A 14,911-nucleotide genomic window follows, 5' to 3' on the forward strand; every position below is an offset into this window, starting at 1 on the left:
GTTCTGAGTGAAAAGGGCGAGCCACCGCAGGGGCTGCAGCGTGAGCGGTGCCACGGTGACGCCCCGCGCGCGGCGGGTGAGAATGGCACGGTGAGTGAGCTGCGGATCGGTCCGGTCTCGGTGGGCAGCCCGGTGGTGCTGGCCCCGATGGCCGGCGTCACCAACCCGCCGTTCCGGAAGCTGTGCCGGGAGGCCGGGCTGGCGGCGCTGGACGACGCCGCCCGCGCGACCGCGCGTCCGGGCGAGCACGCCCCGGCGGGCCTCTACGTCACCGAGATGGTCACCTCGCGGGCGCTGGTCGAGCGCACGCCCGAGACGATGCGCATGGTCCAGGCCGACCCGGAGGAGCCGGTGCGCTCCGTCCAGCTCTACGGGGTGGACCCCGCGACCGTCGCCGCCGCCGTGCGGCTGCTCGTCGAGGAGGACCGTGCCGACCACGTCGACCTGAACTTCGGCTGTCCGGTCCCCAAGGTCACCCGCAAGGGCGGGGGAGCGGCGCTGCCGTGGAAGCGCGACCTGTTCCAGGCGATCGTCAGCGGCGCCGTCGAGGCTGCCCGCACGGCCTCCCGGCACCGCGAGCGCGAGGTGCCGGTGACGGTGAAGATGCGGATGGGCATCGACGACGACCACCTCACCTACCTCGACGCGGGCCGGATCGCGGAGCAGGCCGGCGTCGCGGCCGTGGCGCTGCACGCACGCACCGCCGCCCAGCACTACTCCGGGCAGGCGCGCTGGGAGACCATCGCCCGGCTCAAGGAGACCGTCCGCACCATCCCCGTCCTCGGCAACGGGGACATCTGGTCGGCGGAGGACGCGCTGGCCATGGTGGAGCAGACCGGGTGCGACGGGGTCGTCGTCGGCCGCGGCTGCCAGGGCCGGCCGTGGCTGTTCACCGATCTCGTCGCCGGCTTCCGCGGCTCCCCGCTGCGGGTGCGGCCCGGCCTGGCGGAGGTCGCCGCGACGATCCGCCGGCACGCCGAGCTCATGGTCGAGCACTTCGAGAACGAGGGCAAGGGGCTGCGCGAGCTCCGCAAGCACATGGCGTGGTACCTCAAGGGCTACGTCGTGGGCAGCGAGGCACGTCGCGCGCTCGGCCTGGTGAGCTCGCTCGCCGAGCTCGACGAGCGGCTGGCCGCGCTCGACCTGAGCCAGCCCTACCCGGGCGCGGGCGCCGAGGGTCCGCGCGGCCGGGCCGGTTCACCGCGTACGCCGCACCTGCCCGAGGCCTGGCTGGAGACACAGGACATCGACGACCGGCTGCGCGAGCTGCTCAGCCACGCCGAGCTCTCCATCAGCGGCGGCTGACCGCCCGTTCTGACGCCCTCCCGTCCGCGACCCCCGGCCGTCGAGGGCCGACTGACCCGCCGAGCGTTCATCGGGCACCGGGAGCTCACGCGGTCGTCGAGGGCCGACTGACCCGCCGAGCGTTCATCGGGCACCGGGAGCTCACGCGGTCGTCGAGGGCCGACTGACCCGCCGAGCGTCCATCGAACACCGGAGCTCACGTGGCACCACGGGCCCCGTGTCACCGAGAGCTCGCAGGTCACCGAGGGCTCGCAGGTCACCGAGGGGTCACCTGCCACCGGCCGCTCGCTTCTCACCGAGGCTCACCCGCCCGCGGCCCTCCGGCCGGCTCCCCCGCGGGCGGCCCGGTCAGCTCCGGGTGCGGTAGATCCGCATGGTGATGGGGGCGAACACCGCGGTCAGCGCCGCCGAGGCGATGAGCACCCACGTGATGTCGGAGAACGTCGCCGTCCCGCCCATGAGGCCGCGCACGGCGGTCACGAGGTGGCTCACCGGGTTGACCTCGACGATGCTCTGCAGCACCGAGGGCATCGTCCGAGGGTCGACGAAGACGTTCGACGCGAAGGTCAGCGGCATGATCACCAGCATCGACACGCCCATGACGGCGTTCGGGGTGCGCATCACCAGGCCGAGGATGGTGAACACCCAGCTGAGCGAGAAGGCGAAGACGAGGAGCAGCGCCAGTGCCAGGAGCACACCGGCCACCCCGCCCTCCGGCCGGTAGCCGAGCAGGAGGCCCAGCGTGAGCGTCACGCCGGAGGCGATGGTGTAGCGGACGGTGTCCCCGAGCAACGCGCCGACGATCGGTGCCGGCCGCCAGATCGGCAGCGAGCGGAACCGGTCGAAGACGCCCTTGGTGATGTCGGTGTTGAGCGTGAACCCGGTGTAGACGCTCACCGTGAGCACCGTCATGACGATGATCCCGGGCAGCAGGAACTGCAGGTAGGTGGACGTGTCCCCCGCGATCGCCCCACCGAAGAGGTAGGTGAACATCAGGGTGAAGATGACCGGGGTGAGCGTGACGTCGAAGAGCTGCTCCGGCACGTGCTTGATCTTCAGCAGCGCCCGGTGGGCGAAGGTCAGGGTGGTGGACAGCGCCGAGGCCCGCTCGGGTCGGTCGGTGACCGCGACCGCATCGCGCAGCCGGGTGTTGGCGCCGATGTCGAGGGACCTCATGACGTGACCTCCGCGGTGCTGTGCTCCGGCTCCGCCTCCGGCTCGGGCGGGTTGCCGGTGAGAGCGAGGAAGACCTCGTCCAGGCTCGGCTGGCCGAGGCTGAACTCCGGCACGTGCAGCCCCGCGGCGTGGAGCGCGTTGAGCGCCCGCGCGGGGGAGTCCGGTGCGTGCTCCGGGACGCGGGCGGAGAGCCCCAGGCCGTCGGGCAGCTCGGTGACCGGGGTGCCCAGCGTCTCGGCGAGGACGGCGCGCGCGGCCGCCCGTTGTGCGCGCTCGGCGACCCGGACGGTGACGGTGCCGGTGCCGACCGAGGCCTTGAGCTGGGGCGCGGTGCCCTCGGCGATGAGCCGCCCGTGGTCGATGACGGCGATGCGGTCGGCGAGCTGGTCGGCCTCGTCGAGGTACTGCGTGGTGAGCAGCACCGTGGCGCCCTCGGCGACGAGCAGCCGGACGATGTCCCACACCTGGTTGCGGCTGCGCGGGTCCAGGCCCGTGGTCGGCTCGTCGAGGTACAGCACGCGCGGGCTCATGACGAGGCTGGCGGCCAGGTCGATGCGGCGGCGCATCCCGCCGGAGTAGGTCTTGACGGCCTTGCCGGCCGCGTCGCTGAGGTCGAAGGCCTCGAGCAGGTCGGCGGCCCGCTGCTTGGCCCGGCTCCCGGAGAAGCCGTAGAGCCGGGCGAGGATGACGAGGTTCTCCGTGCCGGTGAGGTCCTCGTCCACGGACGCGTACTGGCCGGTGAGGCCGACGCTGGTGCGCACGGCGTCCGGCTCCCGGCCGATGTCGTGCCCCAGCACCCGGGCGGTGCCGGCGTCGGGCACGAGCAGGGTGGCGAGCATCCGCACGATGGTCGTCTTGCCCGCGCCGTTGGGGCCGAGCAGACCGAAGACGGTACCGCGCTCGACCGTGAGGTCCACGCCGTCGACGGCGGTCGTGTCCCCGAAACGTTTGACGAGACCCTCGGCCTCGATCGCCGGAGTGTTCTCCATGGCGCTCACCTTCCGATGGGATGGGGCAGTACCGACCGACGGCGGCGGACGAACTCATCGGCCGAACGGGCAGAAAGCGTACGGGAGGGCAACCGGTCGCCGGAAACGGATATTCCGGTCGGCCGCCACGGGCGGCGAGCGGCCGTCACCGCAGGGCCGGCCCCACTTGGCCGGGGCCGGCCCTGTCAGGCGGTCCGCCCTCGGCTCAGCGGACCTCGCGCAGCCACACCGTGGTGTCGGTGGGGACGGCGGCACCGTCGAGCGGGCCGCTGGCGATGAGCACCTCGTGCCCCTCGGGCAGCGCGACCGGCGCGGCACCGAGGTTCGTCACGACGACGACGGCGGGCCGCCCCTGGCGGGTGTTGCGCAGCGCGATGACGTCCTCACCGGCGGGCAGCTGCTCCAGGGCGCCGGCGCCGAGCTCCAACTCGGTACGCAGCGCGATCGCCTCACGGTACATCCGCAGCGTGGAACCCTCCTGGCGCTCCTGGACGTCGGGGGCGAGCTCTGCCCACCACTCCGGCTGCGGCAGCCAGGTGCGGCCGGTGGGGGAGAAGCCCAGGCCCGGCGCGTCGGAGCGCCACGGCAGCGGCACCCGGCAGCCGTCCCGGCCCTTCTCCGCGTGGCCGGTGCGCCACCAGGCCGGGTCCTGCCGGAGCGAGTCGTCCAGCGTGGTGTGCTCGGGCAGCCCGAGCTCCTCGCCCTGGAAGAGGTAGGCGCTGCCGGGTAGGCCGAGCATGAGCAGCGTCGCGGCCCGGGCACGGCGCAGCCCGAGCTCGGCGTCGGGCTGCGGGTCGTCGGCCCCGATGCCGTTGGGGCCCTTTCCGGTCTCGTCCAGGCCGAGCCGGGAGGCGTGCCGCACGACGTCGTGGTTGGACAGCACCCACGTCGTGGGCGCCCCGACGGCGTCGTTCTCGGCGTAGGAGCGGGCGATCGCCTCCCGCAGCGCGGGCGCCGCCCAGCGGGTGGTGAGGAAGTGGAAGTTGAACGCCTGGTGCATCTCGTCCGGCCGGACGTACCGCGCGAGGCGCGACAGCGGCTCCACCCAGGCCTCGGCCACGAGGATGCGCTCGCCGCCGTACTCCTCGAGCACCGAGCGCCACTCGCGGAAGATCTCGTGCACGCCGTCCTGGTCGAACATCGGGCTGCGGCCGGAGGCGGCGTCGTCGCTCGCCTCGGGCGGCGCGACGGTGTCGTCGGCGGCGGCCATGCCCTCGGCGACCTCGCTGCCCTCGACCATGCGCACGTGGCCCGCCCAGTCCGGCAGGCCGGGCGCCTTGACCAGGCCGTGCGCGACGTCGACGCGGAAGCCGTCCACGCCGCGGTCGAGCCAGAAGCGCAGGATGCTGCGGAACTCCTCGTGGACCTCCGGGTTGTCCCAGTCGAGGTCGGGCTGGCTGCTGTCGAAGAGGTGCAGGTACCACTGGCCGTCGTGCTCCCAGGCGCTGCCGGGGGCGTCGGGGCGGTCGCTCACGCGGGTCCAGGCGGGGCCACCGAACACCGACTGCCAGTTGTTCGGCGGCTCCTGCCCGTTCTCACCCCGGCCCTCGCGGAAGATGTACCGCGAGCGGGCGGGGGAGCCGGGCCCGTCGGCCAACGCCTGTCGGAACCAGGCGTGCTGGTCGGAGGTGTGGTTCGGGACGAGGTCGACGATGACCCGCAACCCCAGCTCGTGGGCGCGGGCGATGAGCCGGTCGGCGTCCTCGAGGGTGCCGAACAGCGGGTCGACGTCGCGGTAGTCGGCGACGTCGTACCCGGCGTCCTTCTGCGGCGAGCGGTAGAACGGGGAGAGCCACACGGCATCCACGCCCAGCCGCGCGACGTGCTCGAGACGCTCGGTGATGCCGGGCAGGTCGCCCACGCCGTCACCGTTCGCGTCCCCGAAGGAGCGCGGGTAGATCTGGTAGATGACGGCGGTACGCCACCAGTCCGCGTCGGCGGTGCCGCGGTGGATCACCTCGCCGGTCGTCAGGGGCAGGGTCTGGTGCGAAGGAGTCACAGGCAGGTCCATCCGGTCGTGCAGGGGGTGGGGTCCGACCACGTTACCCGTGGTCCTTGGGGGCTGCCGCGGTCGAGCCGCGGACGATGAGCTCGGCGACGAAGAGCAGCTCGCTGCGCGGGGCGCGCGAGCCCTTGACCTCGGTGATGAGCGAGGTGACCGCGGCCTGGCTCATCGCGTCCACCGGCTGGCGCAGCGTGGTCAGCGGCGGGTCGGTGAAGGCCATGAGCGGGGAGTCGTCGAAGCCGACGACCGACACGTCCCGCGGCACCTCCAGGCCGCGGCCGCGGGCGGCGCGCACGGCGCCCAGCGCCATGAGGTCCGAGCCGCAGATGATGGCGGTGCACCCGCGGTCGAGGAGGTTCCCGGCGGCGGCCTGGCCGCCCTCGAAGGTGAACAGGGTGGTCTCCACGGGGGCGGCGCCGTCGGGCACGAGCGTGCGCATCGCCCGCTCGAAGCCGGCCCGCTTGCGCTGCGCGGGCACGAAGCGGTCCGGGCCGATGGCCAGCCCGATGTCGGTGTGCCCCTGGGAGGCGAGGTGGCGCACCGCCAGCTCCATGCTGCCGGCGTCGTCGGTGGAGAACGCCGGAGCGTCGAGCTCGCCGGTGTAGCCGTTGACGAGGACGAAGGGCACACCGCGGGTCTGCAGCCGCCGGTAGCGGTCGACGTCGGCCTGGGTGTCGGCGTGCAGCCCGGAGACGAAGACGATGCCGTCCACGGAGTGGTCGAGGAGCATCTCGACGTACTCGTCCTCGGTGGTGCCGCCGGGGGACTGGGTGCACAGCAGCGGGGTGTAGCCCATCGTGGACAGCACCGACTCGATGGACTGGGCGAAGGCGGGGAACACCGGGTTGCTCAGCTCGGGCACGATGAGCCCGATGAGGCCGGCGGACCGGGCCCGTAGCCGCTCGGGCCGTTCGTAGCCGAGCATGTCCAGCGCCGCGAGCACGGCCTTGCGCGTCTCCCCGGCGACCTCCGGCTTGCCGTTGAGCACACGGGAGACCGTCGCCGTGCTGACCCCGGCCTGCTCCGCGACGTCCGCCAGCCTGGTGCGACCCTGCATCGCCGACCCTCCCTGTCCTGGTACTGCCGACCCAAAATAGCCTGAAACTGTTGCATGAAACTTGCTGCAACTTCTTGCATCCTAGGTGCACCGAAGCCTACGCTGCGAGGAAAATCGGCACAGCGACGTGGCCTCGGGCCCGTCGCCTCGCCCTGGAACAGAGGAGAGATGCCTGATGCGTCGAAGCATCGTGATCACCGCGGCCGCCGCGTTGACCCTCGGCCTGGCCGCCTGCGGCGGTGACGCCTCCGAGGAAGCGGACACCGCCGCCCCCGAGGAGACCACCGGCGGAGCCGCGGAGGAGACGAGCGAGCCCGCGGGCGACGGCGGCACGCTCACCATCTGGGTGGACGACACCCGGGAGGACGCCGTGCGCGCCGCCGCCGAGACCTTCGAGGCCGAGACCGGCGCCACCGTCGAGCTCGTCCAGAAGAACTACGACGACATCCGGCCCGACTTCCTCGCCCAGGTCCCCACGGGCGAGGGCCCCGACATCACCGTCGGCGCCCACGACTGGCTCGGGGAGTTCACCGCCAACGGGGTCGTCGCGCCGATCGAGCTGGGGGACGTGGCCGCCGACTTCGAGGACGTGGCGCTGGAGGCCTTCACCTACGAGGGCCAGGTATACGGCCTGCCGTACGCGATCGAGAACATCGCCCTGTACCGCAACACCGAGCTCGTGGACCAGACCCCCGCGACCTTCGACGAGATGATCGCCGCCGGCGAGGCCTCGGGTGCCGAGTACCCGTTCCTCATCCAGATCACCGAGAACGGCGACCCCTACACCATGTACCCGTTCCAGACGTCATTCGGGGCGCCGGTCTTCGAGACCAACGAGGACGGCAGCTACACCGCCGAGCTCGCCATGGGCGGGGAGGCCGGCACCGCCTTCGCCCAGTGGCTCGCCGAGCAGGGGGCCGCAGGCAACCTCAACACCTCCTGGGAGTACGACATCGTCGTGGAGGCCTTCGCCAACGGCGAGGCGGCCTTCCTCGTCGGCGGCCCGTGGATGCTCGGGGAGTTCGGTGATGTCGAGCTCGCCGTCGACCCGATCCCGTCGGCGGGCGGTGAGCCCGCCCAGCCGTTCACCGGCGTGCAGGGCTTCTACGTCAGCGCGCAGAGCCAGAACGCGCTGCTCGCCACCGACTTCCTCGTCAACTACATGGCCACCGAGGAGGCCCAGATCGCGCTCTACGAGGCCGGTGACCGCACCCCGGCGCTGACCTCGGCGGCGGACGTCGTCTCCGAGGACCCGATCGCCGCGGGCTTCCGCGAGGTCGGTGCCGACGCCGTGCCAATGCCCTCCATCCCCGAGATGGGCGAGGTGTGGAACTTCTGGGGCGTCACCGAGGCGCAGATCATCAGCGGAGCCGTCGACCCGGTCGACGGCTGGGAGAAGATGATCGCCGACATCGAGGCCGCGATCGGCGGCTGACCCTCCGGGTGTGGCACGTCCGGCCCCGGGCGTGCCACACCTGCTCCCGGCGGCGCCGCCGCCACCGCTCCACCCCCGGAAGGTCCGTGATGTCCCAACCCCAGGTCCCCCAGCTGTCGACCGCCGACGGCGACACGACGCGGATGTCGCCCCGCCGGCTGCGCACCCCGCACGCCAGGACGTACACGCCGGGCTTCTTCATCAAGGTCGCCCTCATGGCGCTCGTCAACGCGCTGGGCGTGTACGTCGTCATCCAGGCCTGGGGTGCCGAGTCCTGGGGCGTGCTCGCCTTCATGGTCGCCGCGCTCGTCGTGGCCGACTACGTCTACTTCTCCCGGCGCACGGTGCCGATGAAGTACATCCTGCCCGGGCTGTTCTTCCTCCTCGCCTACCAGATCTTCACCGTCGCCTACACCGGCTACGTCGCCTTCACCAACTACGGCGAGGGCCACAACTCGACCAAGGAGCACGCGATCGAGGCGTTGCTCGTCCAGAACGAGCAGCGGGTGGAGGGCTCGAGCAGCTACCCGCTCACCGTCGTGGAGCGCGACGGCGAGCTCGGCTTCGCCATCCTCGACGACGGCGTGGTCCGCGTCGGCACGGCCACGGAGCCGCTGCGCGAGGTGGGCGACGCCGTCGTGGAGGACGAGCGCATCACCCGGGTGCCCGGTTTCGAGGTCCTGGACCGGCAGGCGGTCCTCGGGCGGCAGGCCGAGGTCGTCGGGCTGCGCGTGCCGGTCTCCGACGACGCCGAGCAGGGCTCCGTCCGCACCCAGGACGCCCGCAGCGGCTACGTCTACCGGTCCGTCCTCGAGTACGACGAGGACGCCGACACGATGACCGACCGCGACACCGGCGTCGTCTACCGTCCCAACGACCAGGGCCAGTTCGAGGCCCCGGACGGCTCCACGCTCAACGTCGGCTGGCGCGTGCCGGTCGGCTTCGACAACTTCACCACCGCCTTCGCCGACTCCCGGTACGCCGAGCCCTTCCTCAAGGTGCTCGTGTGGACCTTCGCCTTCGCGATCCTGTCCGTCGGGCTGACCTTCTTCCTCGGGCTGTTCCTCGCCATCGTCCTCAACGACGAGCGGGTGCGCGGCCGGAAGCTGCTCCGGGCGCTGCTCATCCTGCCCTACGCCTTCCCGCCGTTCATGTCCTTCCTGCTCTGGCGCGGCCTGCTCAACACCGACTTCGGGTTCATCAACGAGGTGCTCCTCGGCGGCGCCGGCGTGCCCTGGCTCACCAACGAGTGGCTGGCGCGCGCCGCGGTGCTCGGCGTCCAGCTGTGGGTCGGCTTCCCCTACATGTTCCTCATCACCACCGGTGCGCTGCAGTCGATCCCGGGCGACGTGGTCGAGGCGGCGAAGATCGACGGCGCGGGCCGCTTCCGCATCTGGCGCTCGATCACCCTGCCGCTGCTCCTCATCGCCGTCGCGCCGCTGCTCATCTCCTCCTTCGCGTTCAACTTCAACAACTTCAACGCGATCGAGATGATCACCGAGGGCGGCCCCCGGTTCGCCGACACCTCGGCCCCGGTGGGCGCCACCGACATCCTCATCACGATGGTGTACTCGATCTCCGGCCTGGACGGCCGGGCGGCGACGAACTACGGCCTGGCCTCGGCGCTCTCGCTCGTCATCTTCCTCATCGTCGCCACCATCTCGGTCATCACCTTCCGCCGCACCCAGGCCCTGGAGGACATCAACTGACATGGCCACCACGACCCCTCCCGCCGAGCGTGCCGGCGCGCAGCACCGGCCCGGCCGCACCCGCTGGTGGAGCGAGGTGGGCTGGCGCTACGTCGTCGGCGTGCTCGCCGTCGTCTACGCGGTCTGGCCGCTGGTCTACGTCTTCTCCGCGTCGGTGTCCGAGGGCGGCACGCTCACCGGCTCCAACCGGCTCTTCGCCGAGGTGAGCCCGAGCAACTACGCCAAGCTCGCCGACACCTACTTCTGGACCTGGCTCGGCAACACGCTCTTCATCGGGATCACGACGGCGGTCGCCACCGTGCTCATGGGCGCGGCGGCCGCCTACGCCTTCTCCCGCTTCCGCTTCACGGGCCGGCGCGCCGGGCTCATCGCCCTGCTCGTCATCCAGATGTTCCCGCAGGTGCTCGCCTTCGTCGCCGTCTTCCTGCTGCTGCTCGTCCTGGGCGACGTCGTGCCCATCCTCGGGCTCAACTCCAAGGTCGCGCTCATCGCGGTCTACCTGGGCGGCGCGCTCGGGGTGAACACCTTCCTCATGTACGGGTTCTTCAACACCGTGCCGAAGGAGCTCGACGAGGCCGCGAAGATCGACGGCGCCACCCACGCCCAGACCTACTGGACGATCATCCTGCGGCTCGTCGTGCCGATCCTCGCGGTCGTCGCGCTGCTGTCCTTCATCTCCAGCTTCTCCGACTTCCTCCTGGCCAAGCTCATCCTCCAGTCCGAGGCGAACTGGACGCTGGCCGTGGGGCTGTACGGCTGGGTCTCGGACCAGCTGTCGCGCAACTGGGGCCTGTTCGCCGCCGGCGCCACGATCAGCGCGGTGCCGGTCGTCGTGCTCTTCCTCTTCCTGCAGCGCTACATCGTCTCCGGCCTCACCGCCGGGTCGGTGAAGGGCTGAAGCTCAGCGGCGGGCGCGCGGGTCGGGCTGCGGGGCCTGCGGCTCCAGCCACAGCCACGCCGCGGTGCGCGGCGGCAGCAGGGGCACGCCGGCGAGGCCGGAGCGCAGGGGGCCGGAGGTGAGGACCACCTCGGGCTCCGCGGGCAGCGGCACGTCGTCGCTGCCGACGTTGGCCACCACGAGGATCTCCCCGCTGAGGAAGGCCAGGACGTCCTCGGGGACGGGGCCGACCATCTCGTCCACCCGGGCGAGCGGCGCCAGCCCGAGCCGGTGGTCGGTGCGCAGCCGCAGGGCGGCCCGGATCGTCTCGAAGTGGGAGCCGCCCACGCCGCGCTGCTCGGCCAGGAGCGCGGTCCGCCGGCTCGTGCGCTCCGGTTCCGGGTCCGGTGAGGTCTTCACCGGCAGCCCCAGCTCGATCCCCTGCCGCAGGTACACCGCGCCGGGCATGGCGAGCACGACGAGCGCCCCGACCAGTGCCATCTCCGGCGACCCGGCCTCGGTGACGTCCGGCACCAGCCAGGCGCCGGTGGTGCCCAGGGCGTCGCGGATGCGCAGGCTGTCGGTCACCGCCTCGACGACGCGGGCCGGGTCGGTGAGGTCGAGCAGCTCGGCGTCGACGAGGTGGTGGAGCCAGTCCTCGTGGAGCATCTCCGCGGCACGCTCCTGGACGGCGGGGGTGAGGCGCGAGGAGAGGATCGGGTCCTCGTCCCGCGCGTGCTCGGCGAGCAGCGCGTGGAGCTCGCGGTAGCGCGCGTGGGAGATCGGTTCCTCCTCGGTGACCGGGCCGAGGTCGAGGCCGTCGGCGCCGCGGCTGAGCCAGTAGCGGGCGCACGCCTCGTCGCGGGGGTCGGTCGGGTCGATCCGCAGGATGACCCGCAGGCCGGTGCGGTGGGCCCGGACGAGGAGTTCGGCGACGGCGTCGATCACCTCGGCGGGGGCCTCGTTCGGCAGCGGGGGACACCCGAGGCGGATCGCCTGGACGCCGAGACGGGAGACCCAGCGCAGCTGCTCGCGCCGGTCGGCCACGTCCGCGCTGGTGGACACGGCCCCGAGCAGCGGCGGTTCGTTGACGTAGACGACGGCCGAGCGCCACCACTCCTGCGTGCCGCGCGGGGCACGGTGGAGCAGCCGCGTGGTCACGGTGCCCACCGGCGCCACGACCTGCTCGGGAGGGGTGGCTGCGGCGTCGGACATGCCGACCATTGTGGCACCTGCGGGTGGGCGCGCTCGTCGATCGAGGGCCGAGGACCGAATGCCCCGACCGCGGGTACCGACGGTGAGGCGAGGTGACACCCCGATACCCCAGGGGGTATAGTCGGGGTCATGACCCCAGCACCCACCACCCCCGACCCGTCGGCCGACGCCGCCGCGAGCGGCACCCACCCCCGCCCGCACGACGGCGCGGTGGCACCCGCCGGCGCGGCACCCCGGAGCATCGTCGTCGTCGGTGGTGTCGCGGGCGGGATGAGCGCCGCCGCCCGCGCCCGGCGGCTGGACGAGCACGCCCGGATCGTCGTGCTCGAGCAGGGGGAGTACGTCAGCTTCGCCAACTGTGGCCTGCCCTACCACCTGTCCGGGGAGATCGAGCAGCGGGAGGCGCTCCTGCTCCACACCCCGGAGTCGCTGGCCCGCACGCTCCGCCTCGACGTGCGCACCCGCCACCGGGTGACCGCGATCGACCGCGTGCGGCGCGAGGTGAGCGTCGTCGGTCCCGAGGGCCCCTACCGGCTCGGCTACGACGCCCTGCTCCTCGCCCCCGGCGCCGAGCCGGTCGTCCCGCCGATCGACGGGCTCGACCACCCCGCCGTCCACTCCCTGCGCACCGTGCCCGACCTGGACGCCCTCCAGGCCGCTGTCGGCGAGCTCCTCCGGAACCGCCCCGACGGGGGCGAGGCCCCACGGGCCGTCGTCGTCGGTGCGGGCTTCATCGGCCTGGAGGCGGTCGAGGCGCTCGTCACCCGCGGCCTGCACGTCGACCTCGTCGAGCTCGCCGACCACGTCCTGCCCCCGCTCGACCCCGAGCTCGCCCCGCTCCTCGCCGAGGAGCTGGCGGCCCACGGCGTCGGCCTGCACACCGGCGTCTCCGCCACCGCCGTCACCGGCGCTCCGCACGGGCCGGTGACCGTCACCCTGTCCGACGGCACCGTGCTGCCCGCTCACCTCGTCGTGGTCAACGTCGGCGTCCGGCCGGCGAGCGGCCTCGCCGCGGCCGCCGGCCTCGAGCTGGGCGCCCGCGGTGCCATCCGCGTCGACGCCGACCAGCGCACCTCCGACCCGCACATCTGGGCGGTGGGCGACGCCGTCGAGGTCCGCCAGGCCGTCACCGGCGCCCTCGGCACCGTCCCGCTCGCCGGACCCGCCAACCGGCAGGGCCGACGCGCCGCCGACTCCATGTGCGGCCACCGGACCACCCCGCAGCAGCCCGTCCTCGGTACGGCGATCGTCCGCGTCTTCGGGCTCACCGCCGCAGTCACCGGCGCGAGCCAGGCGGCGCTGCGCTCCGCGGGTATCACCCACGAGGTCGTCCACATCCACCCCAGCCACCACGCCGGGTACTTCCCGGGCGCTGAGCAGATCCACCTCGTCGCGAGCTTCGCCCCCGACGGCCGGCTGCTCGGCGCGCAGGCGGTGGGCCGTGCCGGGGTGGACAAGCGGATCGACGTCCTGGCCACCGCGCTGCGAGCCGGGATGACCGCGGACGACCTCGCCGAGCTCGAGCTCGCCTACGCCCCGCCCTACGGCTCGGCCAAGGACCCGGTGAACATGCTCGGCTTCGTCGCCCAGAACGTCCTCGACGGCACCATGCCGCAGTGGCAGGCAGGGGAGCTCGACGACGTCCGCGCCCACGCCCTCGTCCTGGACGTGCGCTCGCCGGAGGAGTACGCGGCCGGCCACCTCGAGGGCGCCCTCCTGGTCCCGCACACCGAGCTACGCGACCGCATCGCGGAGATCCGGGCCGCCGCGGCCGGCCGCCCCGTCGCCGTCCACTGCGCCAGCGGCGTGCGCTCCTACCTCGCCACCCGCATCCTGCGGGGTGAGGGCATCGACGCCCGTAACCTGTCCGGCGGCTGGCTCACCCTCACGGCCCTGCGGCCCGACGCCGTCGCCCAGCCCGTCACCGTCTGACCCCCACACACCGAAGGAGAACCACCATGTGCAGTCCCATCCGTTGCGCCACCTGCGGCAAGGTCACCTGGACCGGCTGCGGCCAGCACGTCGAGGAGGCCCTGGCCGGCGTCGAGCCGTCGGCCAGGTGCACCTGCCGCTGACCCGGGAATACCGGACCACCGGCCGGCGCTGACATACCCGTAGGGGTATTCGCCACGTGACAGGAGGAACCACATGACCACCGTCGACCTCACCGCCGACACCTTCCGCGAGACCATCAGCAAGGACGGCATCGTCCTCGTCGACTGGTGGGCGGCCTGGTGCGGCCCGTGCCGCATGTTCGCACCCGTCTACGAGCGCGCCGCGCAGGCCCACCCGGACATCGTCTTCGGCAAGGTGGACACCGAGGCCGAGCCCGAGCTGTCCGCACAGGCCGGCATCACCTCGATCCCCACGCTCATGGCCTTCCGCGACGGCATCCTCGTCTTCTCCCAGCCCGGCGCCCTCCCGGCACCCGCGCTGGAGCAGGTGATCACCGCCGTCCGGGACCTCGACATGGACAAGGTCCGCGAACAGCTCGCCGAGCAGCAGTCCCAGAGCGCATGACCGGCCCGACGGGCCCCGGGAAGGAAGGACGCACGATGCAGCTCGACCCCAAGGAGATGGGCAAGGTCGTGAACCGGCTCCGGCGCGCCCAGGGCCAGCTGGCCGGCGTGCTCCGCATGCTCGAGGAGGGCCGGGACTGCGAGGACGTCGTCACGCAGCTCGCGGCCGTCTCCCGGGCGCTGGACCGCGCCGGCTTCGCGATCATCGCCTCCGGTATGCGGCAGTGCCTCGTGGAGTCCGACGGCGAGGAGTCGCTGGACGTGGAGAAGCTGCAGAAGCTCTTCCTCTCCCTGGCGTAGCGCACCGCCCGAGCCGCGCCTCCCCGGGTCCGAGCGGGCGGCGAAGTAGGCTGCGAGCGTGGCTGTCGACAACCTGGAGCGCGCCGCGTACGGAGTCGCGGACCGCGAGCGCTGGTGGCAGGAGGAGCCGAAGAACCCCGGCCGCACCGCCTTCGAGCGCGACCGGGCACGCGTCGTGCACTCCTCGGCGCTGCGCCGCCTGGGCGCCAAGACCCAGGTGCTCGGCCCGTCGAGCGACGACTTCGTCCGCACCCGGCTCACCCACTCCCTGGAGGTGGCCCAGGTGGGCCGCGAGCTGGGCAAGGCGCTGGGCTGCGACCCGGA

The 14,911-nt window shown here is 72.7% G+C and carries 12 protein-coding genes and 1 pseudogene; 8 read left to right on the forward strand and 5 right to left on the reverse strand.

From position 1 onward, the window contains the following. The first annotated feature begins 90 nt into the window (after positions 1 to 90). Positions 91 to 1,305 (forward strand): tRNA dihydrouridine synthase DusB, encoded by a 1,215-nt coding sequence (dusB, locus tag Q0195_RS00385; protein WP_299273053.1) that lies wholly within the window; start codon positions 91 to 93, stop codon positions 1,303 to 1,305. Positions 1,306 to 1,653: 348 nt separating this feature from the next. On the opposite strand, the gene Q0195_RS00390 is transcribed toward dusB, so the two are convergent. From Q0195_RS00390 to Q0195_RS00405, 4 genes are all read right to left on the reverse strand, one after another. Beyond that, complete coding sequence (locus Q0195_RS00390) at positions 1,654 to 2,481, reverse strand: ABC transporter permease (protein WP_299273055.1); 828 nt, start codon at positions 2,479 to 2,481, stop codon at positions 1,654 to 1,656. Beyond that, on the reverse strand, positions 2,478 to 3,470 hold the full coding sequence (locus Q0195_RS00395) for an ATP-binding cassette domain-containing protein (protein WP_299273057.1): 993 nt from the start codon (positions 3,468 to 3,470) through the stop codon (positions 2,478 to 2,480). Before Q0195_RS00395 ends, Q0195_RS00390 begins: the two co-directional genes overlap by 4 nt. Positions 3,471 to 3,675: 205 nt before the next feature. Next, positions 3,676 to 5,427, reverse strand: coding sequence for an alpha-amylase family glycosyl hydrolase (locus Q0195_RS00400; RefSeq protein WP_299273078.1), 1,752 nt, complete (start codon positions 5,425 to 5,427; stop codon positions 3,676 to 3,678). Positions 5,428 to 5,512: 85 nt separating this feature from the next. After that, the gene (locus tag Q0195_RS00405) at positions 5,513 to 6,532 is read right to left on the reverse strand and encodes a LacI family DNA-binding transcriptional regulator (RefSeq protein WP_299273059.1); all 1,020 of its coding nucleotides are present in this window, start codon (positions 6,530 to 6,532) and stop codon (positions 5,513 to 5,515) included. Positions 6,533 to 6,707: 175 nt separating this feature from the next. Here Q0195_RS00405 and Q0195_RS00410 point away from each other — a divergent pair, with 175 nt between their 5' ends. From Q0195_RS00410 to Q0195_RS00420, 3 genes are all read left to right on the forward strand, one after another. Further along, complete coding sequence (locus Q0195_RS00410; RefSeq protein WP_299273062.1) at positions 6,708 to 7,967, forward strand: maltose ABC transporter substrate-binding protein; 1,260 nt, start codon at positions 6,708 to 6,710, stop codon at positions 7,965 to 7,967. A gap of 143 nt (positions 7,968 to 8,110) precedes the next feature. Continuing rightward, a complete protein-coding gene (locus tag Q0195_RS00415; protein ID WP_299273081.1) occupies positions 8,111 to 9,676 on the forward strand; it encodes an ABC transporter permease subunit in 1,566 nt (521 codons plus the stop codon). Position 9,677: 1 nt separating this feature from the next. Beyond that, positions 9,678 to 10,574 carry a sugar ABC transporter permease gene (locus Q0195_RS00420; protein ID WP_299273065.1) on the forward strand — a complete coding sequence of 299 codons (897 nt, stop codon included), beginning with the start codon at positions 9,678 to 9,680 and terminating at the stop codon, positions 10,572 to 10,574. Positions 10,575 to 10,577: 3 nt separating this feature from the next. On the opposite strand, the gene Q0195_RS00425 is transcribed toward Q0195_RS00420, so the two are convergent. Further along, on the reverse strand, positions 10,578 to 11,768 hold the full coding sequence (locus Q0195_RS00425; protein WP_299273067.1) for a hypothetical protein: 1,191 nt from the start codon (positions 11,766 to 11,768) through the stop codon (positions 10,578 to 10,580). A 129-nt stretch (positions 11,769 to 11,897) separates the two neighbouring features. Between Q0195_RS00425 and Q0195_RS00430 the strand changes: the two genes are divergently transcribed. The 4 genes and pseudogenes from Q0195_RS00430 to Q0195_RS00445 form a co-directional block, all read left to right on the forward strand. Next, positions 11,898 to 13,700, forward strand: a complete 1,803-nt coding sequence (locus Q0195_RS00430; protein ID WP_299273070.1) for an FAD-dependent oxidoreductase — start codon at positions 11,898 to 11,900, stop codon at positions 13,698 to 13,700. A 216-nt stretch (positions 13,701 to 13,916) separates the two neighbouring features. Then, positions 13,917 to 14,288, forward strand: coding sequence for a thioredoxin (trxA, locus tag Q0195_RS00435; protein WP_299273072.1), 372 nt, complete (start codon positions 13,917 to 13,919; stop codon positions 14,286 to 14,288). Positions 14,289 to 14,323: 35 nt separating this feature from the next. Next, on the forward strand, positions 14,324 to 14,587 hold the full coding sequence (locus Q0195_RS00440; protein ID WP_299273075.1) for a metal-sensitive transcriptional regulator: 264 nt from the start codon (positions 14,324 to 14,326) through the stop codon (positions 14,585 to 14,587). Positions 14,588 to 14,645: 58 nt separating this feature from the next. Next, positions 14,646 to 14,911, forward strand: a pseudogene (locus Q0195_RS00445) (deoxyguanosinetriphosphate triphosphohydrolase); the annotation flags it as partial.

Origin of the sequence: uncultured Georgenia sp., from assembly GCF_937958535.1 — a bacterium.
Classification (GTDB): Bacteria; Actinomycetota; Actinomycetes; order Actinomycetales; family Actinomycetaceae; genus Oceanitalea.

Excerpts from the sequence above, each read along its gene's own strand:
- trxA (WP_299273072.1), top strand. The coding sequence starts at position 13,917 with ATGACCACCGTCGACCTCACCGCCGACACCTTCCGCGAGACCATCAGC.
- Q0195_RS00420 (WP_299273065.1), top strand. The coding sequence starts at position 9,678 with ATGGCCACCACGACCCCTCCCGCCGAGCGTGCCGGCGCGCAGCACCGG.
- Q0195_RS00390 (WP_299273055.1), bottom strand. The coding sequence starts at position 2,481 with ATGAGGTCCCTCGACATCGGCGCCAACACCCGGCTGCGCGATGCGGTC.
- Q0195_RS00415 (WP_299273081.1), top strand. The coding sequence starts at position 8,111 with ATGTCGCCCCGCCGGCTGCGCACCCCGCACGCCAGGACGTACACGCCG.
- Q0195_RS00395 (WP_299273057.1), bottom strand. The coding sequence starts at position 3,470 with ATGGAGAACACTCCGGCGATCGAGGCCGAGGGTCTCGTCAAACGTTTC.
- Q0195_RS00430 (WP_299273070.1), top strand. The coding sequence starts at position 11,898 with ATGACCCCAGCACCCACCACCCCCGACCCGTCGGCCGACGCCGCCGCG.
- Q0195_RS00405 (WP_299273059.1), bottom strand. The coding sequence starts at position 6,532 with ATGCAGGGTCGCACCAGGCTGGCGGACGTCGCGGAGCAGGCCGGGGTC.
- Q0195_RS00440 (WP_299273075.1), top strand. The coding sequence starts at position 14,324 with ATGCAGCTCGACCCCAAGGAGATGGGCAAGGTCGTGAACCGGCTCCGG.
- Q0195_RS00410 (WP_299273062.1), top strand. The coding sequence starts at position 6,708 with ATGCGTCGAAGCATCGTGATCACCGCGGCCGCCGCGTTGACCCTCGGC.
- Q0195_RS00425 (WP_299273067.1), bottom strand. The coding sequence starts at position 11,768 with ATGTCCGACGCCGCAGCCACCCCTCCCGAGCAGGTCGTGGCGCCGGTG.